Below are 20106 nucleotides of genomic sequence, written 5' to 3'. Positions count from 1 at the left end.
GGGGTGCGGCTACACGCAGTCCGAGGCGCCGTCGACGACCAGCACCGCGCCGTTGATGTAGCTGCTCTGCGCCGTGCACAGGAACGCAATGGCCGGTGCGACCTCGTCGACCCGGCCCATCCGCCCGGCCGGGATGTGGGCGATCTCGGTCGCCATGATCTCCGGGACGGCATGCATCGGCTCGGTCATGGCGGTCTCGATGGTGCCCGGCGCGATCGCGTTGACGCGGATGCCGTACTTGGCCCACTTGACCGCCAGGTTGCGGGTGATGTTGACGATCCCCGACTTGGCCGCACCATAACCGGGGACCATCGTGACCGCACGCAACGCCGACATCGAGGCGAGGTTGACCACGCTCGCGCCTCCCGCCGCGGTCGACGCCGTGAGCGCGCGGCGCAGCCCGACGGTGAGCCGGTAGGGCCCGGTGAGGTTGAGTGCGACGGAGGCGGCGAACCCGTCGGGGGTGGATTCGTCCAGGCCGCCCGGGAAGTTGGCGCCGGCGTTGTTCACCAGCACATCGAGCGACGAGATGCTCTCGGCCAGGCTGTCAATGGATGCATTGTCGGTGAGCACAAGTTGCCGATAGGTCATCCCGGACAGGTCGGTGTCGTAGTCGCCGGCACCGGGCCTGGTGCCCGTCACGGTGACTGTCGCGCCGGCGTCGCGCAGCAGCACGGCCACAGCGTGACCGATGCCGCTGGTCGCCCCGGTGACCAGTGCCCGGGTCCCGGTGAAGTCGAAGCTCAGCTGGGCGGTCATGTGTACCTTTCGATCTGCTTGGTCAGCCAGGCGCTTTCCCAGAAGTTGACGCTGTCGGCCAGCAGCCGCTCATGGGCGTCCTTGAGCACCGCCCGCGCCGCGGCGTCATCGGGCGCGGTGGTGGTGACGACTTCGGCGAGGTGGATGGCTTCCAGTGGGCGGCCATCGGCGAGGTGGCGCCGGGCCCGGGCGGTCAGGGCCTCGGCGCCGGCGAGTTCCACCAGGTCCGCGCTGACGGCCTCGGTTCCGATCGGGTACAGCTCGGTGGTCGACCGGTGATGGAACCACCCGGAGTAGTTCTCCCAGATCGCCCGCACATCCCAGGCCACCTTGCCGTAGCCCTGGCCGACCTCCAGGTGGTCGGGCAGCGTGATCTCGCGCATCAGCGTCCGGACGTCTTTACCGGCGTTCATCCCGGCCACCGTCTCGTCGTGCAGGTACTGCACGGCATCGCGCAGCCGGGTCAGCTCGGCGTCGATCAGGTCGGCCCCGCGGATGGGGTCGAAGTGTCCGGTGAGCAGCACCTCGGGGCGCAGTGACCGAACCCGTTCGATGGTGTCGATCACGGTCAGCGCATCCCGATAGCGGTCGCCGCGGATGGTGACCAGATTGGGGATGTGGCCGAAGATGGGTCCGAAGGTGTTGCTGCACAGGCAGACCCGCTCATCGGGTAGCCAGATCACCAACGAGTCGGTGGTTTCCCCACCGGGAGTGGCGATCAGTTCGAGGCGGCGGTCTCCGACGGTCAGCGACAACCGGTCGTCGACCACGATGTCGGCGCACCCGGCGCTCTGCGGCGGCAGCTTTGTGCCGAAGCGCTGCTGGATCTTGGCGATACCGCCGGCCAGTCGGTCGGAGAACGCGAACGCGCTGCGATTGGCCCGGTAGGGCAGCAGCCGCTCATTGTCGTCGCGCCATTGCTCCCAATTCGCCTGTGCCACAACCGTGGTATCCGGGTCACGCAGGGTGTCCAGCCCGCCGACGTGGTCGTAGTGGCCCTGGGTGATCAGGATGTAGCGCACCGGCGACGAGTCGACGGCGTCGAAGACCGCGCGGTGCACCGGGGCTTCGAATCCCATCCCGGTGTTGACGACCACCCGGCCCTCGGAGGTGGTGAGCAGGTAGGCGTTGGTCAGTCCGGGCGAGCACCAGATCCCGGGGGCGACTTCCTCGGCGTGTTCGGCGGCGGCAGGAGCCATGGCGTCGGCGCCGGGCCGGCTGCGGTACAGGGGTTCCACTGAGTTCCTTCAGATCTCGGGGCGGACGTCGAAGCGGTCGAAGTAGAACGCGAACCGTGACCGCATGTCATCGGGCTCGACACCGAAGTGTCGTCGCAGGTCGTAGGGGATGCGCCCCTTGGCGCCGCGACGGTTGTCGTCGATGTAGGCCAGGAATCGGGTGGCCACTTTGGGCGGGATGTCGATCCCGGCTTGCTCGTAGAACGAGGTGAGTACCGGCATCTCGTTGCCGTTGAGGTGATGGAAGCTGATGTCGACGCTGCGGTCGGCAGCCACCAGATCCCGGTCCCGCACGCAGGCGGTCAGCAGGCGGTGGATCCGGTCAGTCCAGTAGTCGACCAGCCAGTCCGGGTCGATGCTGGTGCGGCGCAACCGATCCGAGTACGCCATCATCGTGATCGCCGACTGGATCACCGCGACGGGGTCGCGATGGGTGAAGGCGACGGTGGCATCGGGAAAAGTGGTCATCAGCGGACCGAGCTGCTCGGCATGTTGCGGCGACTTCAGCACCCACGTGCGCGGGCCGCGCAGGAACGTCAGCGCCTGCAGGATCTTCTTCAGGTAACCGTAGTGACGGACGTGGTCCAGGCCGAGGTAGAAGTCGCGCCAGCCCGGCACGCGAGCGTGCCACTCGAGGACGTAGCCGGCCATGTCGAGGTCGAGCAGTTCCACCTCCTCCTCGATGGCCTCGGGGAACCTGTCGTGCATCGCCGCGACGTACGGCGTGCTGGCCATCAGCGCCTCGTGCTCGGCCTTGACCCGGGTGTAGCGGGGATCGACACCGAACACGTCGGGTCCCTGCCCGAGCGTCGGAATCGGGTCCTCGGCCTCCCAGTACGGCAGGGCCCGCCGGCGCCGGTCTTGGGCGATCAGGTTGACCAGGTGGGTGGTGCCCGAGCGGGGCATGCCGACCACGATCAGTGGCCGCTCGATCGGGATGGATTCGATCTCCGGGTAGCGCTTGAGCAGGTCGGTCAGCGACAGCCGATTGCGAAGCTTGCGAATCACTCTGGCGCGCAGACTGCTTCGGATCAGCTGGCGTAGCCCGGTGTCGGACTCGATGGCCGCCACGTGGGCGGCCAACCGGTCGGCGAAACCGTCGCCGTCGGCCAGATCATCACTGCCGGCCTGCTGCACCGCTTCGGCGAGCATCTCGTCGATATCGAAGGTGATGTGCTGCGACTCGGTGTAGTCGAGGATTTGGCGCTGGGTTTCGGTCAGCACGGGGTCGGTGAGGTCGTCGAGGTTCAGGGTCTCCAGTGCTGACCGCGTCGCCATGTCCAGGCACTTTAATGCTCGGCGGCGGTCCCGGACGGCAATTCTCGCTGGGCGGGATCAGGCCTAGAACTCAGCTCCAGCCGTCGTCGCGCCAGCACACCCAGTCGATCTCGACGCGGGCACCCACGGCCAGACCGGTCGTGCCGACGCAGGTTCGGCTCGGCAGCCGGTCGGGGAACCACGGTGCGTAGGCGGCGTTGAAATCGGCGTAGTCGTCCCAGTCGAGCAGAAACGCCCGCACCGAGACCACGTCGGCCAGGCCGCCGCCACACAGCTCGGTGACGCGCAGCAGATTGGTCAGCACCTGATCGGTCTGCGACGCGACATCCGCACCGACCACCGTGCCGCTGGTGTCGGTCGGCATCTGGCCGGTGACGTAGAGGGTCTGGCCTGCGGTCGTCGCGTGGGCGAATGGCGCCACCGCGGGCGGGACACCGTCGGCCGGGGTGAACGTGAACGCCCGAATACCGGTCATGCAGCGGGATTCTGCCACCGCGGGAAGCATCGCTTGTCGATTCGGCCGTGCACGCCCTGACGCTGGTCGACCACCTGAGTCACGGTGAAGTCCACCGCCACCGACATGAACGAGTACGCGTCGGCCCGCGACAACCCGAAGTGACAACGCAGCAGCTGCAGAGTGCGCAGCGTCGCGCATTTCATCGCCGCGTCCAGGCTGTCTCCGAAGCCGTGCACCAGCAGCTCGGTGGCGGTTTCCAGAACCGGCACGGTGAACGGCAGATCACGGCGAATCGTCAAGCGCAGCAACCCGTTCAGCGATGACTCCAGCGCGGTACCGCTGACTTCACCGTCGCCCTGCGAGACATGCGGGTCGCCGACCGAGAGCAGCGCGCCGGGCACCTGGACGGGGTAGTACATCCGGCCGCCTGCGCCGATGCGCCAGTTGTCCACGTTGCCGCCGTGGTCGCCCGGCGGCACCGAGGAGACACGCACCGGATCCGCCGGTGCCACACCCATGGTGCCGAAGTGCGGTCGCAGCGGAACCACGACTCCCGGCAGCGCAGGCTCGCGGCTCGCGGGGTCGGGCGCCACGATCGTGCCCGGCTCGTTGGCCAGCGGGGTCGCCGTCCAGTCGTAGCCGAACAGCGCCCGTCCCTGCAGCGCGTTGACACCGAGTTCATAGATGGTGACCCGCTCGACGGGGATCTCGTCGTAGAGGTAGCCCCAGTGGCCGGCCAGGTTGGATCCGTACGGCAGGCGCGGGGTGGCCTCCAGGATGTCGACCTGCAGCACATCACCTGGTCGGGCGCCGCTGACCGCGATCGGCCCGGTGAGGATGTGCGGTCCCGGCCCGCGGTCGTCGACCTCGGCGAACACCCGCGAAATGCGCTCGTCCATCAGCAGATCGGGTGCGTCGCCGGCGTGATGGGTCAGCGTCTCGATCGTCACCAGGTCGCCGGATTCGACGGTCAGTGCCGGAGCCTGCCGTGGGTCGAAGAAGCCCCACTGCACCGACTGCGCGGTCGCCGGGAGGTGGTGCACTGCCATAAGCGACAGATCATGCCAGCAGCCCGGCCCGGGCGCGCGCTGAAGAATTACACCGCGTGATAGCGACGCTCAGGGCGCCCGGCCCCGTACTGCAATCGCAGTCCGACCGCACCGGTGGTCAGGAAGTGTTCGAGGTGGCGGCGCGCGCTGACCCTGGAGATGCCCACCAGGTCAGCGCATTCGGCTGCCGACAGCTCGCCGGCCCCGCGGACCGCGCGAGGACCAGTCGCGCGGTCTCGGCTCCCAGCTCTTTGGGCATCGGTGCTGAGTCGCCGGATGCGGGGGAATGTCCGACCAGAGTGTCGACGAAACTCTGGTCGATGCCACGGTCTGCGCCCAGCGCATCGGCGCGGGCGGCGAATGCCGCCAATTTGGTTCTCAGCTGGTCGAACTCGAACGGCTTGATCAGATAGTCGGCGGCACCGCCGTCGAGAGCTCCGCTGACGGTGTCCAATTCGCGTGCGGCAGTGATCATGATGACGCGCACCGGGTCACCTTCGGCGCGCAACGTCTGCAGCACCTGCAGGCCCGTCATGTCGGGGAGGTAGACGTCGAGCAGGATCAGATCCGGGCGCTCGGTTCGGGCGGCGTCGAGCTGCCCACGTTCCTGAGCTACATCACCGAGAAGAGGCTGTCCAAGCATCCGGAGGAGTTCCGACGCACTGCTGCAGGCGATGGAGCACCCCGATGCCGAGCTACTGGTAATCGGCCTGCGGCACCGCAACCCTGTTGGCAAACTGCTGCTCGGCAGCGTCGCGCAACAAGTGCTGATGGAATGCCCGAAACCTGTGCTCGCGGTCAAGGCTGGCTAATAACGAATAATGGATGTCATGGACATCACCGGATCGGTCTGGTTCATCACGTGCGCAGTCATCCTCGGGCTGTTCGTGTTTGACTTCTACGCCCACGTGCGGGTGCCGCACGAACCGACGTTCAAAGAGTCGGCGATCTGGTCGTCGGTGTACATCGGCCTGGCGGTGGCATTCGGGTTCGTCGTGTGGTGGCTGTGGGGTGGGACATTCGCCGGCGAGTACTTCGCCGGGTACGTCACCGAGAAAGCCCTATCCGTCGACAACCTGTTCGTGTTCACGGTCATCATGGGCACGTTCGCGGTGCCGCGGGAATTCCAGCAGAAGCTGCTGCTGATCGGGATCGTGCTGGCGCTGGTGATGCGCGCCGGGTTCATCGCCGTCGGCGCCGCGGCCATCAGCACGTTCAGTTGGGTGTTCTACCTCTTCGGACTCTTCTTGGTGCTCACCGCGATCAAGCTCGCGAAGGAGGCCGGTCACGAGAAGGAGGTCGAGGAGAAGCGCGACAGCCGCATCATCGCCCTGGTGCGCCGCCTCGTCCCGACGACCGACACCTACGACGGCGATAAGTTCCTCACCACGGTCGACGGTAGCCGCGCCGTCACACCGATGTTTTTGGCGCTGATCGCAATCGGCTTCACCGACGTACTGTTCGCCCTCGACTCGATCCCGGCGATCTACGGGCTGACCGAGCAGCCCTACATCGTGTTCACCGCCAACGCGTTCGCCTTGATGGGGCTGCGGCAGCTGTACTTCCTGATCGGTGGTCTGCTGGACCGCCTGGTGTACCTGTCTTACGGGCTGGCGCTGATCCTGGCGTTCATCGGTGTCAAGCTCGTGCTGCACGCCTTGCACGAGAACAGCCTTCCGTTCATCAACGGCGGCGAACATGTCGCGGTCCCCGAGATTTCCACGGGCATGTCGATCGGCGTGATCGGGGTGGTGCTGCTGGTGACGACGGTGGCGAGTCTGGTCAAGACGCGGGGGCGCGCGAGCACGCCTGACTCGGTCTAGGACTGGCTCGCCGGGCGGATGCTCACAGTCGGTTTCATCGCCGCGCGTGCCACCCGGACCCCGTAGGCAACCGCGCTCGCCCCGAACAGCGCTGCCGTCAGCAGAAGCCAGCGTCCCAGATAGGGGGCCTGGGTCAAGCCGGTGGCCGCATGAAAGTTCACGGCGCCCTGCTCGACGATGCCGGGCAGGAAGATGACAAACGTCAACGCCGCACCCATCAGCGGGACCCGCACATAGTTGATCAGCGGGACGGTCGCCGTGGTGGTGATGGGGACTGGTCGGTGATGGAGCGCGGCCACCAGAACGCGGTCGACAAGCGAATAGAGCGGAAACAAGACCAGATCATGAGCGACGATGGTGGCCGCGAACCACACCGCGATCGACTGCCACCACGTGGTGGGGTTCCATAGCTGGTCAGGACCCAGCGTGACGAGAACATAAGTGAACAGGGCGAATCCGGCTGTCAACGTGAGCAGGTGGAGCGGATGCGAGCCATAGACGTCGCGGAACACCGACCTGAACGACGACATCTCACACCGTCCTGAAGTCGATCGACGTGACCCACTTGGTGCTGTGCACGCCGGGCAGGGCGGGGACGATGATGCGCGCCGGGTACCCATGATCGGGGGACAGGTCGGCACCGTTGACTTTCAACGCCAACAACGAATCCGGGGCTGACACCTGATTTCCTTGGAGCGTCGCCTGGTTGAAGCCGTACCGCTCGAGCGAGCGGACGTACGCCGAGACCGGATTGGGCACCCCGGCCAACACGGCCAGACTGCGCAGCGGTACCCCTGTCCAGTCCTGAGTGCTGGACCACCCCTCGACACAGGCGATCGGCAAGGTGGCGGTGTGCTGCGTCATCGCCAGCAACGCCGCACGATCGAGCACCACAGGCCGCGGTCCACCGGTCACGGTGAGCCGCCAGGCGTCGGTCGTGGCACGGGGATCGATCAGCGATGCGGCGAAGGTCTTGTTCACCTCGAAGTCGTTCGGTCCGTTGCCGAGGTCCCGGCCACGCGGCAGGAGGAGCGCGAGATGCCGCGTGACCCCGCCGATCGTCTGCCCGGCGGTGATCGCGGCGATGAACGCCGAGCCCGCGCCGACGAGAAGCAGTGCACCCCGACGGCTCACGGTGGCCGGTGCGGGGTCAGCGGCGACCAGCCCGTCGGGGTCCGCTGGTTCCGCACGGGTTTCGGCCACCGGGGTGGTCAGCACCTGCCGAAAAGGTAGTGACCGCAACCCGGCTCGCATCTTCGGGATTTTGATGGCGATGTGAACGAGGAATCCCGCGATGAACACCCACGCGCCGAAGTAGTGCGCGGTATAGAAGCTGAACCCGAAGATGTAGTCGTACTGGATGTTCAGGACGCCGGTCACAATTTCGAAGAGGATCCCGCCGACCAGCATGATCAGCGACAGACGTTCGATCAGCTGGGCCGGCGAGCGCGAGGGCGGCCAGGAGAAGAAGCGCGGGATCACCGACCACAACTTCGCCAGGACCACCGGGATCAGGATCAGGCCCAGCCCCACATGCAGACCCTGGGTGAGCCGATACAACCAGGACGGGTTGGTCGGCCAGTCGAATGTCGGCAGTTTCAGAAACCCGACATCGACGGGTATCGCCTGTCCGAACTGGGGGCCGTACGCGATGTACGAGAGTAGGCCGGTGATGATGACAACGGGCAGGGTGATCAGCAGCACCAAGCCGAATACCGAGGTCAACCACGGGCCGCGCAACGGGCTGCGCCATCGGCGGAGATGTCCCGCCCCGGGTGGCGGATGTTTGTCCACAGTGCGCCACAACACCTTTGGGAACCCATAACCACCCGGGTCGACGGGTGGCTCGTCGCGGTCGTCGCCGTTCATGTGGACTAGTTGCCGATCGGGCAGGAGAGGTCTACGTAGGCCACGCCGGGGTTGGCTGGATCCATGCGCATCGTCAGAGAGCCGTCGGCCATCATCATGACTGTCAGGCCGTGCACGCCGTTGACGGTGCACCGGGACAGCGGCATGGTCGTCGATGGTCCGTTGAATTGCACGCTGTAGCCCTGGTCTTGCAGAGCTTTGACAACGTCTGCCGCCGATCCGCTGGTGATCGGGACGGCCATCGCAATGCCTGCAGTGCATAAACCGACGCCAACGGCGAGGCCGAGCGCGGCAGCGGGAAGGGCGATCTTCACGGGGAACTCCTGCGGGTCGTGCGCCGCGTCAGGTGAGGCGCCGGATGGTACGACCCAGAGTGTTCAGCGGATGCGGATGCGTTACACCGATCGGCAGAAGCGGTCAGTGCCAGTCGCGGAAAGCGTTGAGCAGCTTGGCCCGGAAGTCGGGGTCGACGTGTTCATGATCGATTCGGCCCACTGTTTCTATGGTGATCCGGAACTGCTGCAAGTAGTTCTCGCACCCGTCGCAGTCGAGCAGGTGCGTGTCGAACCGTGACCTGGTCGTCGGGTCCAGCGATCCGTCGAGATACGCGGTGACGAGCTCGACCAATTCGTTGCAGTTCATGCCTTTGGCGTTCATCGCGCCTCCCGCACGTAGTCCTCGAGCGACTGTCTGATCGCGGCGCGGCCGCGATGCAGCAGAACGCGCTGGTTGGCGACGCTGAGTTCGAGCAGTTCGCACACCTCTGCAGAGTCGAACCCCAGAAGGTCGCGCAAGGTGACGACCATACGTTGGCGTTCGGGGAGCTTGTCCAATTCGCGACGTGCGAGCTCGAGAAATTCCGCTCCCAACACGGAGCCTTCGGGAGTGTCGGGGAACGGGACCGGCGCCCGGTCGTCCTTCCAATGTCCGGGCCAGTCCGGGTCGCTTACGGGACGGAATCTGCTCGAGTCGACAGTGCCCCCCGCCGCCGCCATCTCGGCATCGGAGTGCCGCTGATCTCGGACGCCGCGGGTCTTGGCGATGTTGATCATCACCGTGAAAAGCCAAGTGCGAAGCGATGATCGGCCTTCAAACTTCTCGATGCCTTTGATCAGGGCGATCCAGGTCTCTTGGACCACCTCTTCGGCCGATTCGTGGGTGCGCACATAGCCGCGGGCCACCCGCAGCATAGCGGGAGTGTAGCGGTCGACGAGCCGGGCGAAGGACATCTCGTCGCCGGCCCGCAGTGCTGCGACGAGTGCTGTCTCGTCGTCTTCCGTCCCGGGCATCGAGACGGAATGTTATCCGCTCAGCGGTATTCCGGATTGGCGAAATCAAAGCGGCAGCCCGCGTCCCAGCCCGACCGCACATTCCCGTAGGCGGGTAGGCCACCGGCGCTGCGCAGCAACTGCGCCATATGCATCAGATTCCATGTCATGAAGGTGGTGTTGCGGTTGGTGAAGTCGTTCTCCGGGCCGCCCGAACCCGGGTCGAGGTAAGACGGTCCGGGACCTGCTTCGCCGATCCATCCGGCGTCGGCCTGCGGGGCGATGGTGTAGCCGATGTGCTGCAGGGTGTAGAGGACGTTCTGTGCGCAGTGCTTCACCCCGTCCTCGTTGCCGGTGATCAGGCACCCGCCGACGCGGCCGTAGTACAGGTATTGCCCAGCGTCGTTGAGGAGGTGTGAACCGCCGTAGAGTCGCTCGTGCACCCGCTTCATCACCGAGCTGTTGTCGCCGAGCCAGATCGGCCCGGCGAGCACCAAAATGTCTGCGGCAAGGACTTTTTCGAACACCTGCGGCCAGTCGTCGGTGGCCCATCCATGGTCACGCATGTCAGGCCATACACCGGTGGCGATGTCGTAGTCGACAGCTCGCACCACGTCGACGGCCACTCCGTGCCGAGCCATGATCGAGGTGCTGATGTCGATCAACCCCTGGGTATTGCTCGGCTCGGGTGAACGTTTCAGGGTGCAGTTGATGAACAATGCGCGCAGACCCGCGAAATCGTAGCTCGGACCAGTCATCGGGGCGTTCTCCCTTCGTCACCGTCCCCACGTAGTGGGCCGGGCGATCGACACCGTTACGCCGCTGCTCACAGTGCCTCCCGCACGCACTGCCGGAGCCAGCGATGTGCGCCGTCGGCATCGTGGCGGGGATGCCACGCCATGCTGATCGTCAGCGGGGGCAGCTCCAGCGGGATCGGGAAGCTTTTGAGGTTCAGCGCTTCGATCGCGGACTGTCCCAGTCCGGCCGGCATCATGGCGACCAGGTCGCTTCCGCGAACGAGGAACAGCCCGCCCGCGGGAGTGGGTGCACACACCGCGACGCGTCGGTGCAGGCCGTGCTCGGCGAGAAGTTCGTCGACCGGCCCGCGCAGCCGCCCGCGGCGGGAGAACACGACGTGTTCGGCATCGGCGAACCGTCTGACCGTGACACGCCGCTTCAGGAGTGGATGGCCGGCCCGGACGACGCCGACCATCCGGTCCGTGACGAGATCCTCGACCCGGATCTCCGGGTCGAGATGACTCGTCTGTCCGATCTCGAGGTCCACGCTGCCGTCCCGCAGGGAGTGGGTGTCTTCGTGGCTTTCGCCGACGAAGCGCACGACCACGTCCGGAGCTTCAGTACGCACTCGCGTGAGGAGCCTTTCGGCGAGGGTGCTCAGCATCCCGATGTCGCCGACCTGCAACGAGAACGTGCGCGACAACCAGCGAGGTTCAACGGCTTCGGGTGGTGCGAAAAGTGTTCGGGCGCGGTCGATCACATCGCGAACGTCGGCTTGCATGGCCAGCGCCCGAGGCGTCGGCGTCATCTGTCTGCCGGCTCGCACCAGCACCGGGTCGTCCAGTCGGCGCCGTAGCCGGCCGAGTGTGCGACTCATCGCCGGCGCCGAGGTGTGCAGTCGCTCGGCCGCCACACCGACGCTGCGGAACTCGAGCAGAGCGTCGAGCGCCAGCAGCAGGTTCATATCGAGGTCGTGTGTGGATTCCATTTCTGATAATCCCTACTTATCAATGATGCACTGGAGGTAATCCAGCATCGAGCATACGTTGAGCTCATGACAAACAACTCCCTGACAAGCCCCGCGGTTTCGGTTGTCCTGCAACGCCTTCTGTCGAGTGAAGAGACCGGTGACGAGGCCGTCATGGCGACGGTGCTCGACGCACCGCGCTCGCCGTGGGACCTTGACGCCGCCCAGCGCGCTGACATGTTCAAGGACGTCTACATGTCCGTCTCCGGCGCCGGCGGGCAGCTGCTGTATCTGCTGGCCAGGGCGATCGGCGCCCGCAACGTCATCGAATACGGCACGTCGTTCGGGGTGTCGACGATCCATCTGGCGAGCGCCGTCCGCGACAACGGCGGCGGCCGGGTGATCACCACCGAACTGCAGCAGGACAAGGCCGACGCCGCGCTGGCCAACTTCGCCGAAGCCGGTGTCGCCGACCTCATCGAGCTGCGCCGCGGCGACGCCCGCGAGACGCTCGCGGACATCCCGTGGGCCCCGGACCTGGTGCTGCTGGACGGCTGGCCGGATTTGGCGCTCGATGTCCTGCGGGTGCTGGAGCCGAACCTGCGGGCCGGCACCCCGATCCTGATCGACGACGTCACCGCCGACTTCGGCCGGGACGTGCACGGACCGCTGCTGGCTTACCTGGGTGATCACGCCAACGGCTACGCGACGATGACGTTGCCGATCGCCGACGGCATTCAGATCGCCGTCCGGCTCTAGAGAAAGTGTCCGAGGGGGGACTTGGCCATCTGCGACACGGGTTGTGACTTGGCAATTGAGGCGGTGACCGCATCGCCCCCTGGCGCCGAATACCCGCGCCGAGTGCCCCCGCGTCAGCGGCCATGACGCCGTCGACCTTATGCGCGCGATCATCGTCACCCCTGATAAGCGGGCCCGCACTGCACAAAACGTCGCACCCGTTGCCGCCGACCGCGACCAACTACCGGACCGCGTGCGTGCATCAACACGGCATTCACACAACCTGACAATGCCGCCCAGACGACCAGTGATCACCCCGATCAGGCAGGGTCCCCCAGCATGCTTAAACCGGTGCGGGACCGATGAATTCGACGCCCGCACGAATCGCGGGGCGGTGCCTCAGGATTCGGAAATGCGCCAGCCGGCCGAGCCCCCGTGTCGTCATCAAACGCGCGCCTGGCCAGGACGCGACAACTTTTTCGCTTGTCGAATATGGAGTCTCGGGGTCATCGGGGTCGTGGATGAGCAGCAGCGGCGGATAGTTGGTCCGGGCGGCCACCCGGACCATGTTGGTGTCCTCTAAAGGCATGCCGATACGGCGTTCGAGACGGCGATGCAGGCCGGCGCGTATCCGTCGGCCGAAGCCGTGTCGCGCGGCGAAGAGATCCAGATAGATCGGGAACTCTCCCATTGGCGCGAGGAACACCAAACGCCCGACCGTCGTGCCCCACGCCGCCGCGAATACGGTCGCGTTGGCCCCGAGGGAGTGGGCGACGACAGCACGGGCCGGCCCATGCTCCCGGATGATCGCTGCAACCGCTTCGGCGCACTCGATAGCGGTGGTGCGGCCCGGTGCCAATGAGCCCGGATCGGAGTCGTTATGGCTGGGCAGGTCGAATGCGATGACGCGATACCCGCACTCGACGAGAGGTTTGATGAACATGCCAAGGTGCGGGCGGCGCCCGCCCCAGCCGTGCACGAGATAGACCGGCGGCCCCTCGCCCCAGGCCTCCCCGACGATGCGATGCCCGTTCCAGAGCGCTTCCAGTGGGCGGCCGGGCGGAACGCCGGGCGGCATGCGCAGACTTGACTCCATGACCGGTGGGGTGCACCACAGCTCGATTGCCCACCGCGACCCCAATGCGGGCACGAAGCGCTCCAGCAGCCAGAACGCCCGACGGACCCGAGTGGCCACCGGCGGTTGGACACCGGAACCCTGGACATCGAGAACGGTCGGGCTCGAAAAACCGCCGCCGCCCTCATCCGTGCTCTCCCGATTGATCATGTACCGCCTGCCTTTCAGATCGCCGACTCACGGCTGCAAAGCAGCTGAGCCGCCGCTGGTGGTGCAAGGTACCAAGGGCGTCCTGGCCCGGTAACGTGCCGGTATTGTCGGAGGGGAAGTACGTGTCCGTGTGGAAAGCCGAGTTCCTCGGACAGTCCGGAGATAGACGGCGCATTCGGCACATGAGAAGCCTGTGCTGTACGCGCTGGTGCGGTGTTAGGCGGGCAGCAATTGACGACCTGCCAGTAAGCACAATCGGGGCGGCCGTGGAGGCAGATCTAGACGACGACAGCCCAACTGTGATGCACGTAAGAGTCGTAGGACAGAGCTGGACATCAACGCGATCCCAATCGACGTTAGCAAATATAAAAACCCCGACCTAGTCGAGCTCAGACCGATTCTGCTGCCCTAATGGCTAACAAATTGTGTCCGAGGGGCTTGGCCATCTGCGACACGGGTTGAGACCTGACGAATCGGTACCTGATCGTCCGCGCTGCTGTTGACTCACTCTAAACGTCGGGCGGTCGGGCTAGTTGTCGAGCTGGGCGGGAGCGACTCGGCACCCGGCGGCTTGGGCTCCGGTGTGCAGGCTCCGGTCCCAAACGGCGACGATCAGGCTGCGGTCGCCGACTGCCAAAGCGCTGGCCAGATGGGCAGCGTGGGCTCCGCGTAAGGCATGGGCTCGGGCGAGGTGGCCGGCGTGCTGTTCAACTGTCGCGGTGAATTCAACTGGGCGCGTGGCGGCCCAGAAGTCCTCTCAGTCACGCTCGGCTTCCGCGTGTTCTGTTCGGCAATGGCGTAAATTTGGTATCTGTGAATTCGAGGCTGTGGATCGGCTGGGTCGCGGTAGCCATCGGCGTCTGCGCTGCGGTGTTGGCGTTCGCGGTCAGTTCGACTCAGTTTGGCCAGGGATCCGCATTCGGCTTCGGCGCATTCATTGCCCTATTCGGGGCACTGTCCATCCTCGCCCACAACCGGACTCCCGATCACTGGGGCTTGGTAGTGGTCGGCCTGGCCATGTTCGTCGCTCCGTTCGCTGGCAACGCCTACAACTACGACCCGGGGGCCTCCTGGACGTGCTGGGTGGCTGGGGGCCTAACGGCAATCCTCGGTGGCATCGGCTGGACGCATGACAGGACGCCGACCGAGTACGGCATCAGTGAGCCGGGAGACAGCCAACGACTGCGGAACCCTTGGAGTTACTGGATTGGGCGGCTGGCGTTGATCGTGGGACTCACCAGCGTCCTTCTGGGTATCGCGTTCCACTCGACGGCAGCCGGGACCGCAGTCACCGTCGGTCTGGGCGGGTTGATCGCCGTGGTCGCCGTCTGGTCGTTGCTCTCCTCCGAGCCAACCCACGATTTCCTGACGCTCGCCTTGATCGGCTTCGCGCTCTTCTTGTCGCCCTGGGTGGCCGGGTTCGCGGGGTCCAATATTGCTTGGACGGCCTGGGTGGCTGGGGCACTCGCTACGGCCCTTGGCATTGTGGGCTACCTGCGAGATGAGCGTCTGGACTTCGCAACCGCCGTCCGCGACGATTCGGCTGAGCGGTATCGCGGACGGTACCGCTGACGCTCCGCCGGCACGTCGATGCTTGCCTTAGCCTGAGAAGTTGTCGGCGGAGTCCCCGCCCCGTCGCAACCATCGTTGACCGGCGTCACCTTCAACGCCCACATCATCGCGACCGGCACCCAGTCCGATCGCCGGGTGGGTGGCAATGGATCGAGTTGGTGACGAACAGTCCGGGCTTCTCCTTTCCAGCTCGTTTGTAACAGCGGTCAAGGATGCGGCCGGTTCCCTCGTAGAAGAGTTCCTGCTGCTCCATGCATGCCCGGCGCAGCGCCTCGCCAGCCCACATACTGGGCCACGACTCCGAAAAATGTGGTCAGTCTGTTCGGAGGGCCAGGGCTAATAGGGGCCGTGGCCGGCCATTTGGTGATGGTGAACGAGGTGCCGGGAACACATCACGGTTGTCCGACTGGCACGACACCGTGTCTCGTTTGTAGAGAAACGAGATGTATTTGGTTCCTGTCTCGAAGTCGGCGCGATTGGGGGTTATGCCAGTATCGCGATGGCCCAGAGCAGCAAGAGCCCGGTGGCGAAGCTGAGGGTGTGCGTGATCTTTTTTCGGGGGATCGGTGAGGTGGTGATTTCGGGTAGGAGATCGGTGAGTGCGATGTAGATGAAGTTGCCGGCGGCAAATGGTACGAGGACCGCGACATTGACCTGCCCGGCGAGGCCGTATGCCAGCAATCCGCCAAGCGGGAAGGTCAGTGCCGAGGCGACGTTGTAGAGCAAGGCATGTCGCACACTCCAGCCGCTGTGTACAAGAATCCCGAAATCGCCGAGCTCTTGGGGGATTTCGTGGGCCGCTGCCACCAACCAGGTCACGATGCCCAGGCGGATATCGACAATGAATGCACTACCGACCGCCAGTCCGCCGATGAGGTTGTGTAGCCCATCGGCGGCAAGGATCATATAGCCCAGGGGGCGGTGCTCGGTGATCGGGCGATGACAATGGTGCCAGTGCAGGAACTGTTCGAGCACGTGAAAGGAGACGATTCCTGCGGCGACCCACGCATATACCGAGAGGTGGTTGCCGATCAGCGCAATCGATTCGGGCAGCATGTGAAACAGCGCCCCACCCAGTAGTGCCCCGGCCGCCAGCGCCACCAACGGCATCACGATCGGCGAGAACAGCCGTTCCGGCATCAGCAGGGCCGCGCCACCAATGAGCGCCACGGCGCTCATGGCCAGCCCCGCCACCACGATCCAGCCCAACACCGACATGGACAAACACTATCGGCCCGGACCTCTCGCCGATGCTCGGTCATGAAGGGTCGCTTGGCCCTACCAGCTCGGTTCACGAGGCACTAATGTCCATGGGATAGGGACTAACGGCGTCCTGCCCCGATTTCTGCGGCTGCTAAGCCGATGGACTCCGGGAGCGGCTGGTCTGTCATTGACTTTCTGCGGGCGGCGTTCGAAGAGGAGGCTCGAATGTCAGTTCAACATCGCCGCCTGGGCATCGTGGTCGGTGTCGATGGTTCACCGCCCTCTACCGCGGCACTCGGATGGGTCGCGCGCGATGCACAGATGCGCAACGTTGCACTGAAGTTGGTGCACCGGTGATCATCGCCCGAGTACCGCACGACAATGGCGCGATGCCCGGGCCGAAATAGAAAACAAGAAGGGAGACGCTCATGAGTTGTTGGTGTGGACACGGCCCGTGGCACCACCAGGGGTATGCCTATCCGCCCCCGGCGGGGTATGCACCCCCGCCGCCGGTGTACTACCCGCCCGCCGAACCGTACGGCCACCGCCGGCGCCGCCGAGCTAATGCCGAGGAACTGGCCGACCACCTGCACGAGCTCGAAGCAGAAATCACAAGCATCCGCCGTGAACTCGGCGAACTCCGCGAAACGGACACCAGCGAAAGCTGAACCCGACAGCCCCTCCGGGTGCTGCGCGGCAACGCCGACCAAGCAACACAAGGTGGGAAGACGGCCCGGGCAGAGCCCGAGCCACGGTGCGCGAGCTGATTGCGGCCCAGCCCACAGCCCCGAGCCTAGGACGCCTGGTTCGACAAGCCCCCCAGCGTCGCTGGGGACCACGGGGAGGTTGAGTGGATGCGCACACCGATACTCGTCGCCTCGGTTTTGCCGGCGGACTTTTCAGAGCTCGGCCAGCAAGTCAAGCAGCTGGAGAAGGCGGGCGTCGACCGCATCCAGTGGGACGTGATGGACGGCCGATTCGTGCCGAACCTGACGTTCGGGCCCGACGTTATCGCCGCTAATCGCAGACATGTGAGCGTGGGCTTTGAAGCGCACCTGATGGTCGACGATCCCGACCCGATGCTGCCCAGATGGGTCGAAGCAGGGTGCGAGATCGTCATCGTGCACGCCGAGGCAACTCGGAAGCTGCAACACACACTTTCTGCCATTCGTAATCTGGGCGCGCGGGCCGGGGTAGCGCTGAATCCCGCCACACCCCTGCAGGCGGTGACCAACGTGCTGCACTTGACCGACCTGCTGCTGGTGATGACCGTCGACCCGGGCTTCGGCGGCCAACAGTATCTGGCGGCGATGGAACCCAAGATCGCCGCGGCTCACGCCGAAATCGAGCGCCGCGGTTTGCAAGTCGAACTCGAAGTGGACGGCGGAATCAACAGCGCAACGATCGGGGCGGCTGCCCGCGCCGGTGCGACGGCTTTCTGCGCGGGCTCGGCGTTGTTCAACGGTCCCGGCACGACGATCGACCGGGTTGCGGCACTGCGAGCGGCAGCCGTCGCCGGGATGAAGCAAAGTTGAGCAGCGCCCTACGGCTACTACTGTCAGACACTCACTGGCCAAAACGTGCGGTGGGCGCGCCGCGCAACCCGTTCGTGGATGGGTCCCGACAGTTCTTTTGACTACTACGTCACGTGCTTCATCTGCTTCTCGCAGCAAATTTCGGCGTGTCCCTTCCCCGGCGGGCAGGGGCACGCCTTCTCATAGACGAGCAGCGCTCCACATTCTTCGCACTCATATCGTTCACCGACGCTTCTAGGCATTTGAGGCTCCTTGCTGACGAGTTAGGGACTAATCGAGGCCCAGCCAGGTTATGGCTCCGGACGACAGATCGGTTGAGTTTGCGGCTTAACGCGCGCCGGGTTCCGTGGTCATACCACTGAGTCGACGTCGAACCACCCATTGACGCGGGCGCCCTAGCCAACCCGGATCGTCGACTCGACCTCGTCGGCGGAGAGCTGTTTGGTGCAGAAGAACCAATCTTCGCATTCGACACCATCTTCGGCGCCGGCCATCCTGTCGGTGGCCACACCGCAAGATCCGGCGGGCGGGACGATCACCGGGTCGCCCGGGCGCCAGTCGGCCGGTGTCGCGACCCCGAAGGCGTCCGCGGTCTGCAGGGCCTTGATCAATCGCAGCAGCTCATCGAAATTGCGGCCTGTGCTCAGGGGGTAGTAGATGATCGTGCGGATCGTGCCGGCCGGGTCGACGACGAACACCGCCCGAACGGCCTTGGTAGAAGCCTCGCCCGGCATGATCATGCCGTATTTCTTCGCGACCTCCATGGTGATGTCCTCGATCAGCGGGAATGTCACCTCCACACCGCTCAAACCGTTGAAGGTGATCTTCTCCTTGATGGTGCGCAGCCAGGCGATGTGACTGTAGAGACCGTCCACCGACAGTCCGACCAGTTCGGTGTTGTAGGCACGGAACTCCTGCTGCATCGAGGCGAAAGTGATGAATTCGCTGGTGCACACGGGGGTGAAGTCGGCCGGGTGTGAGAAGAGAATGGCCCACTTCCCCTTGTAGTCGGCGGGGAAGTTGATCGGACCTTGGGTGGTCTCCGCGGTGAACTCAGGGGCTGGGTCGCCGATCCTGGGCATGCTGGTTGCGGGTGCCGGATTCTCGGTGGTTGTCATGGCAGTTCCTTCCGTATGGCTACTCACCCACAATATACCCGTAGGGGTATTATTCATGTCGCTCGGCCTCGGTGTTCCAGCCCTGAAGGCCGCTGGATTCGTGCATGACCCACTGACCCGTCCCGGCAATTCTGGTCCGCTGATCCCGCAGTTCGGTGTGGCCGTCACCGAAGCAGCGAACGCTCCGCAGCGGCAATTAGACACACCAGCGGTGGGCGGTTCGATACCGTCCGCGCCCACCAGCGTTATTGCAGCTCAGAGCCTTAGCGGCAATTGATCAACCGTGGCGACTCAGATGGTGCTTACGGTGTTGTCGCCCGCATGTTTGGCCTGATACATGGCTGTGTCGGCGCGTGCGGTGGTATCGGTGACGGATTCGCCGGGGACGGCGAGGGTGACCCCGATGCTCAGTGTCCAGGAGGTGGTAGCCGCTGCGACGCGGCATCATCAGCCGCATGGCGAGACGACCGGATTGGGTGAAGCCCGTAGAGACGAAGACCGACGCCGGTACGACGTGCGGGTGCACGCCGAGCGCCCGGACGGTTCCCGGTTCCAGCACCGGCGATGTTTCCGGGCTCTTCCGACTTGGTGGGGGTCTGGTGTGACCGATCGGATTCGTGTCGGTGACTGATTGAGGGCTCGCGCCCTTGTCAACTGGGTGTTCTCTACGCATCCAGAAGCAAAGGCGCGAGCATGCCCCAGACTAGTGGTTCCCTGCTGTTCGGACTCGACGGTGTCGTCGTGCAGTCCGTGTATGTCGGTGCCGATCAGATCCGCACCGTGCACGTTGTGACCGCCGCCCAGTGGGTCGGAGTGTGCCCTGGTTGCGCGGTCCGGTCGTTGCGATCAAAGGGCTGGGTGAGCACCCGGCCCCGGGACATCAGGATCGGCCACGATGCTCCCCGGATCGTGTGGCGCAAGCGGAAATGGTTATGCACCAACGCATCCTGCAATCGGAGATCGTTTACAGAGTCGACTCCATCGATCCCGCCGCGGGCCCGAGTGACGGTGCGAGCCAAGGGTGAAATGGCTTCAGTGGTCCTCGACGACCACCGTTCGGTCAAGGCGGTGGGTGCCGCCTACGGCTGTAGCTGGAACACCTGCCATGACGCGGTCGTCGCTACCGCGGATCCGGTTCTGGCCGGTGAACCGACTGTTGCCCGTCGCTATGGATGAGGATGTCGGCGTCATTGGCGGTGATGATGGGTG

Annotated in this window: 22 protein-coding genes and 5 pseudogenes; 9 read left to right on the top strand and 18 right to left on the bottom strand. The window is 65.1% G+C overall.

From position 1 onward, the window contains the following. Nucleotides 1–9 precede the first annotated feature (9 nt). The 6 genes and pseudogenes from CRM90_RS02355 to CRM90_RS02330 all read right to left on the bottom strand — a co-directional run bounded on the left by CRM90_RS02355 (nt 10) and on the right by CRM90_RS02330 (nt 5424). Nucleotides 10–759 carry an SDR family NAD(P)-dependent oxidoreductase gene (locus tag CRM90_RS02355; RefSeq protein WP_102805425.1) on the bottom strand — a complete coding sequence of 250 codons (750 nt, stop codon included), beginning with the start codon at nt 757–759 and terminating at the stop codon, nt 10–12. Next, nucleotides 756–1958: an alkyl sulfatase dimerization domain-containing protein gene (locus CRM90_RS02350; protein ID WP_102805737.1), complete on the bottom strand. Its 1203-nt coding sequence runs from the start codon at nt 1956–1958 to the stop codon at nt 756–758. Before CRM90_RS02350 ends, CRM90_RS02355 begins: the two co-directional genes overlap by 4 nt. 48 nt (nt 1959–2006) lie before the next feature. Beyond that, on the bottom strand, nt 2007–3275 hold the full coding sequence (locus CRM90_RS02345; RefSeq protein WP_102805424.1) for a sulfotransferase family protein: 1269 nt from the start codon (nt 3273–3275) through the stop codon (nt 2007–2009). A 70-nt stretch (nt 3276–3345) separates the two neighbouring features. Continuing rightward, on the bottom strand, nt 3346–3750 hold the full coding sequence (locus CRM90_RS02340) for a RidA family protein (protein WP_102805423.1): 405 nt from the start codon (nt 3748–3750) through the stop codon (nt 3346–3348). Further along, nucleotides 3747–4781 (bottom strand): acetamidase/formamidase family protein, encoded by a 1035-nt coding sequence (locus CRM90_RS02335; protein ID WP_102805422.1) that lies wholly within the window; start codon nt 4779–4781, stop codon nt 3747–3749. Before CRM90_RS02335 ends, CRM90_RS02340 begins: the two co-directional genes overlap by 4 nt. Before the next feature lie 47 nt (nt 4782–4828). After that, nucleotides 4829–5424, bottom strand: a pseudogene (locus CRM90_RS02330) (response regulator). Here CRM90_RS02330 and CRM90_RS02325 point away from each other — a divergent pair. After that, nucleotides 5355–5593: pseudogene (locus tag CRM90_RS02325) on the top strand (universal stress protein); the annotation flags it as partial. The pseudogenes CRM90_RS02330 and CRM90_RS02325 sit on opposite strands and share 70 nt — an antisense overlap. 18 nt (nt 5594–5611) lie before the next feature. Continuing rightward, nucleotides 5612–6604: a TerC family protein gene (locus CRM90_RS02320; RefSeq protein ID WP_102805736.1), complete on the top strand. Its 993-nt coding sequence runs from the start codon at nt 5612–5614 to the stop codon at nt 6602–6604. On the opposite strand, the gene CRM90_RS02315 is transcribed toward CRM90_RS02320, so the two are convergent. The 7 genes from CRM90_RS02315 to CRM90_RS02285 all read right to left on the bottom strand — a co-directional run bounded on the left by CRM90_RS02315 (nt 6601) and on the right by CRM90_RS02285 (nt 11467). Next, entirely contained in the window at nt 6601–7134 is a 534-nt protein-coding gene (locus tag CRM90_RS02315; protein ID WP_102805421.1) for a hypothetical protein, read from the bottom strand. The two genes, CRM90_RS02320 and CRM90_RS02315, sit on opposite strands and share 4 nt — an antisense overlap. A 1-nt stretch (nt 7135) precedes the next feature. Continuing rightward, nucleotides 7136–8473 (bottom strand): molybdopterin-dependent oxidoreductase, encoded by a 1338-nt coding sequence (locus CRM90_RS02310; RefSeq protein ID WP_102805420.1) that lies wholly within the window; start codon nt 8471–8473, stop codon nt 7136–7138. Between the two features lie 5 nt (nt 8474–8478). Beyond that, nucleotides 8479–8787 (bottom strand): hypothetical protein, encoded by a 309-nt coding sequence (locus CRM90_RS02305; RefSeq protein ID WP_142391313.1) that lies wholly within the window; start codon nt 8785–8787, stop codon nt 8479–8481. A gap of 103 nt (nt 8788–8890) precedes the next feature. Next, on the bottom strand, nt 8891–9130 hold the full coding sequence (locus CRM90_RS02300; protein WP_102805418.1) for an anti-sigma factor family protein: 240 nt from the start codon (nt 9128–9130) through the stop codon (nt 8891–8893). Then, entirely contained in the window at nt 9127–9762 is a 636-nt protein-coding gene (locus CRM90_RS02295) for an RNA polymerase sigma factor (protein ID WP_102805417.1), read from the bottom strand. Before CRM90_RS02295 ends, CRM90_RS02300 begins: the two co-directional genes overlap by 4 nt. Before the next feature lie 20 nt (nt 9763–9782). Beyond that, the gene (locus CRM90_RS02290; RefSeq protein ID WP_102805416.1) at nt 9783–10499 is read right to left on the bottom strand and encodes a flavodoxin family protein; all 717 of its coding nucleotides are present in this window, start codon (nt 10497–10499) and stop codon (nt 9783–9785) included. Nucleotides 10500–10567: 68 nt separating this feature from the next. Then, on the bottom strand, nt 10568–11467 hold the full coding sequence (locus tag CRM90_RS02285; protein WP_102805415.1) for a LysR family transcriptional regulator: 900 nt from the start codon (nt 11465–11467) through the stop codon (nt 10568–10570). A gap of 66 nt (nt 11468–11533) precedes the next feature. On the opposite strand from CRM90_RS02285, the gene CRM90_RS02280 reads away from it, so the two are divergent. After that, nucleotides 11534–12205: an O-methyltransferase gene (locus CRM90_RS02280; RefSeq protein ID WP_102805414.1), complete on the top strand. Its 672-nt coding sequence runs from the start codon at nt 11534–11536 to the stop codon at nt 12203–12205. Between the two features lie 322 nt (nt 12206–12527). Here CRM90_RS02280 and CRM90_RS02275 read toward each other — a convergent pair whose 3' ends face one another. Both CRM90_RS02275 and CRM90_RS02270 read right to left on the bottom strand, forming a co-directional pair. Continuing rightward, nucleotides 12528–13469: an alpha/beta fold hydrolase gene (locus CRM90_RS02275; protein WP_102805413.1), complete on the bottom strand. Its 942-nt coding sequence runs from the start codon at nt 13467–13469 to the stop codon at nt 12528–12530. A gap of 529 nt (nt 13470–13998) precedes the next feature. Continuing rightward, a pseudogene (locus CRM90_RS02270) lies at nt 13999–14256 on the bottom strand (type II toxin-antitoxin system VapC family toxin); the annotation flags it as partial. 26 nt (nt 14257–14282) lie between these two features. Between CRM90_RS02270 and CRM90_RS02265 the strand changes: the two are divergent. Beyond that, entirely contained in the window at nt 14283–15041 is a 759-nt protein-coding gene (locus tag CRM90_RS02265) for an SPW repeat domain-containing protein (protein ID WP_233209133.1), read from the top strand. Nucleotides 15042–15524: 483 nt separating this feature from the next. On the opposite strand, the gene CRM90_RS02255 is transcribed toward CRM90_RS02265, so the two are convergent. Beyond that, nucleotides 15525–16259 carry a ZIP family metal transporter gene (locus CRM90_RS02255; protein ID WP_233209132.1) on the bottom strand — a complete coding sequence of 245 codons (735 nt, stop codon included), beginning with the start codon at nt 16257–16259 and terminating at the stop codon, nt 15525–15527. 210 nt (nt 16260–16469) lie between these two features. Between CRM90_RS02255 and CRM90_RS02250 the strand changes: the two are divergent. The 3 genes and pseudogenes from CRM90_RS02250 to rpe all read left to right on the top strand — a co-directional run. Further along, nucleotides 16470–16592, top strand: a pseudogene (locus CRM90_RS02250) (universal stress protein); the annotation flags it as partial. 80 nt (nt 16593–16672) lie between these two features. After that, nucleotides 16673–16912 carry a hypothetical protein gene (locus tag CRM90_RS30190; RefSeq protein ID WP_142391312.1) on the top strand — a complete coding sequence of 80 codons (240 nt, stop codon included), beginning with the start codon at nt 16673–16675 and terminating at the stop codon, nt 16910–16912. Between the two features lie 186 nt (nt 16913–17098). Continuing rightward, the gene (gene rpe, locus CRM90_RS02245; protein ID WP_102805410.1) at nt 17099–17779 is read left to right on the top strand and encodes a ribulose-phosphate 3-epimerase; all 681 of its coding nucleotides are present in this window, start codon (nt 17099–17101) and stop codon (nt 17777–17779) included. 395 nt (nt 17780–18174) lie between these two features. Here rpe and CRM90_RS02240 read toward each other — a convergent pair whose 3' ends face one another. Continuing rightward, nucleotides 18175–18897 (bottom strand): peroxiredoxin, encoded by a 723-nt coding sequence (locus CRM90_RS02240; RefSeq protein ID WP_102805409.1) that lies wholly within the window; start codon nt 18895–18897, stop codon nt 18175–18177. A gap of 55 nt (nt 18898–18952) precedes the next feature. On the opposite strand from CRM90_RS02240, the gene CRM90_RS30185 reads away from it, so the two are divergent. Continuing rightward, the gene (locus CRM90_RS30185; protein ID WP_142391311.1) at nt 18953–19174 is read left to right on the top strand and encodes a hypothetical protein; all 222 of its coding nucleotides are present in this window, start codon (nt 18953–18955) and stop codon (nt 19172–19174) included. A gap of 14 nt (nt 19175–19188) precedes the next feature. Here CRM90_RS30185 and CRM90_RS02235 read toward each other — a convergent pair. Next, nucleotides 19189–19311, bottom strand: a pseudogene (locus CRM90_RS02235) (diguanylate cyclase domain-containing protein); the annotation flags it as partial. 279 nt (nt 19312–19590) lie between these two features. On the opposite strand from CRM90_RS02235, the gene CRM90_RS02230 reads away from it, so the two are divergent. Next, nucleotides 19591–20073 (top strand): transposase family protein, encoded by a 483-nt coding sequence (locus CRM90_RS02230; protein ID WP_102805408.1) that lies wholly within the window; start codon nt 19591–19593, stop codon nt 20071–20073. Nucleotides 20074–20106 lie beyond the last annotated feature (33 nt).

Source organism: Mycobacterium sp. ENV421 (assembly GCF_002887815.1).
Taxonomy (GTDB): Bacteria; Actinomycetota; Actinomycetes; order Mycobacteriales; family Mycobacteriaceae; genus Mycobacterium.
Note: the sequence above shows the minus strand (reverse complement) of the source record. Positions and strands in the feature narration are given on the sequence as shown.

What these genes read in the sequence shown, in the direction of transcription:
- CRM90_RS02355 (WP_102805425.1), bottom strand. Translation starts at nt 759, where the DNA reads ATGACCGCCCAGCTGAGCTTCGACTTCACCGGGACCCGGGCACTGGTC.
- CRM90_RS02350 (WP_102805737.1), bottom strand. Translation starts at nt 1,958, where the DNA reads ATGGCTCCTGCCGCCGCCGAACACGCCGAGGAAGTCGCCCCCGGGATC.
- CRM90_RS02345 (WP_102805424.1), bottom strand. Translation starts at nt 3,275, where the DNA reads ATGGCGACGCGGTCAGCACTGGAGACCCTGAACCTCGACGACCTCACC.
- CRM90_RS02340 (WP_102805423.1), bottom strand. Translation starts at nt 3,750, where the DNA reads ATGACCGGTATTCGGGCGTTCACGTTCACCCCGGCCGACGGTGTCCCG.
- CRM90_RS02335 (WP_102805422.1), bottom strand. Translation starts at nt 4,781, where the DNA reads ATGGCAGTGCACCACCTCCCGGCGACCGCGCAGTCGGTGCAGTGGGGC.
- CRM90_RS02320 (WP_102805736.1), top strand. Translation starts at nt 5,612, where the DNA reads ATGGACATCACCGGATCGGTCTGGTTCATCACGTGCGCAGTCATCCTC.
- CRM90_RS02315 (WP_102805421.1), bottom strand. Translation starts at nt 7,134, where the DNA reads ATGTCGTCGTTCAGGTCGGTGTTCCGCGACGTCTATGGCTCGCATCCG.
- CRM90_RS02310 (WP_102805420.1), bottom strand. Translation starts at nt 8,473, where the DNA reads ATGAACGGCGACGACCGCGACGAGCCACCCGTCGACCCGGGTGGTTAT.
- CRM90_RS02300 (WP_102805418.1), bottom strand. Translation starts at nt 9,130, where the DNA reads ATGAACGCCAAAGGCATGAACTGCAACGAATTGGTCGAGCTCGTCACC.
- CRM90_RS02295 (WP_102805417.1), bottom strand. Translation starts at nt 9,762, where the DNA reads ATGCCCGGGACGGAAGACGACGAGACAGCACTCGTCGCAGCACTGCGG.
- CRM90_RS02290 (WP_102805416.1), bottom strand. Translation starts at nt 10,499, where the DNA reads ATGACTGGTCCGAGCTACGATTTCGCGGGTCTGCGCGCATTGTTCATC.
- CRM90_RS02285 (WP_102805415.1), bottom strand. Translation starts at nt 11,467, where the DNA reads ATGGAATCCACACACGACCTCGATATGAACCTGCTGCTGGCGCTCGAC.
- CRM90_RS02280 (WP_102805414.1), top strand. Translation starts at nt 11,534, where the DNA reads ATGACAAACAACTCCCTGACAAGCCCCGCGGTTTCGGTTGTCCTGCAA.
- CRM90_RS02275 (WP_102805413.1), bottom strand. Translation starts at nt 13,469, where the DNA reads ATGATCAATCGGGAGAGCACGGATGAGGGCGGCGGCGGTTTTTCGAGC.
- CRM90_RS02255 (WP_233209132.1), bottom strand. Translation starts at nt 16,259, where the DNA reads ATGTCGGTGTTGGGCTGGATCGTGGTGGCGGGGCTGGCCATGAGCGCC.
- CRM90_RS30190 (WP_142391312.1), top strand. Translation starts at nt 16,673, where the DNA reads ATGAGTTGTTGGTGTGGACACGGCCCGTGGCACCACCAGGGGTATGCC.
- rpe (WP_102805410.1), top strand. Translation starts at nt 17,099, where the DNA reads ATGCGCACACCGATACTCGTCGCCTCGGTTTTGCCGGCGGACTTTTCA.
- CRM90_RS02240 (WP_102805409.1), bottom strand. Translation starts at nt 18,897, where the DNA reads ATGACAACCACCGAGAATCCGGCACCCGCAACCAGCATGCCCAGGATC.
- CRM90_RS30185 (WP_142391311.1), top strand. Translation starts at nt 18,953, where the DNA reads ATGTCGCTCGGCCTCGGTGTTCCAGCCCTGAAGGCCGCTGGATTCGTG.
- CRM90_RS02230 (WP_102805408.1), top strand. Translation starts at nt 19,591, where the DNA reads ATGCCCCAGACTAGTGGTTCCCTGCTGTTCGGACTCGACGGTGTCGTC.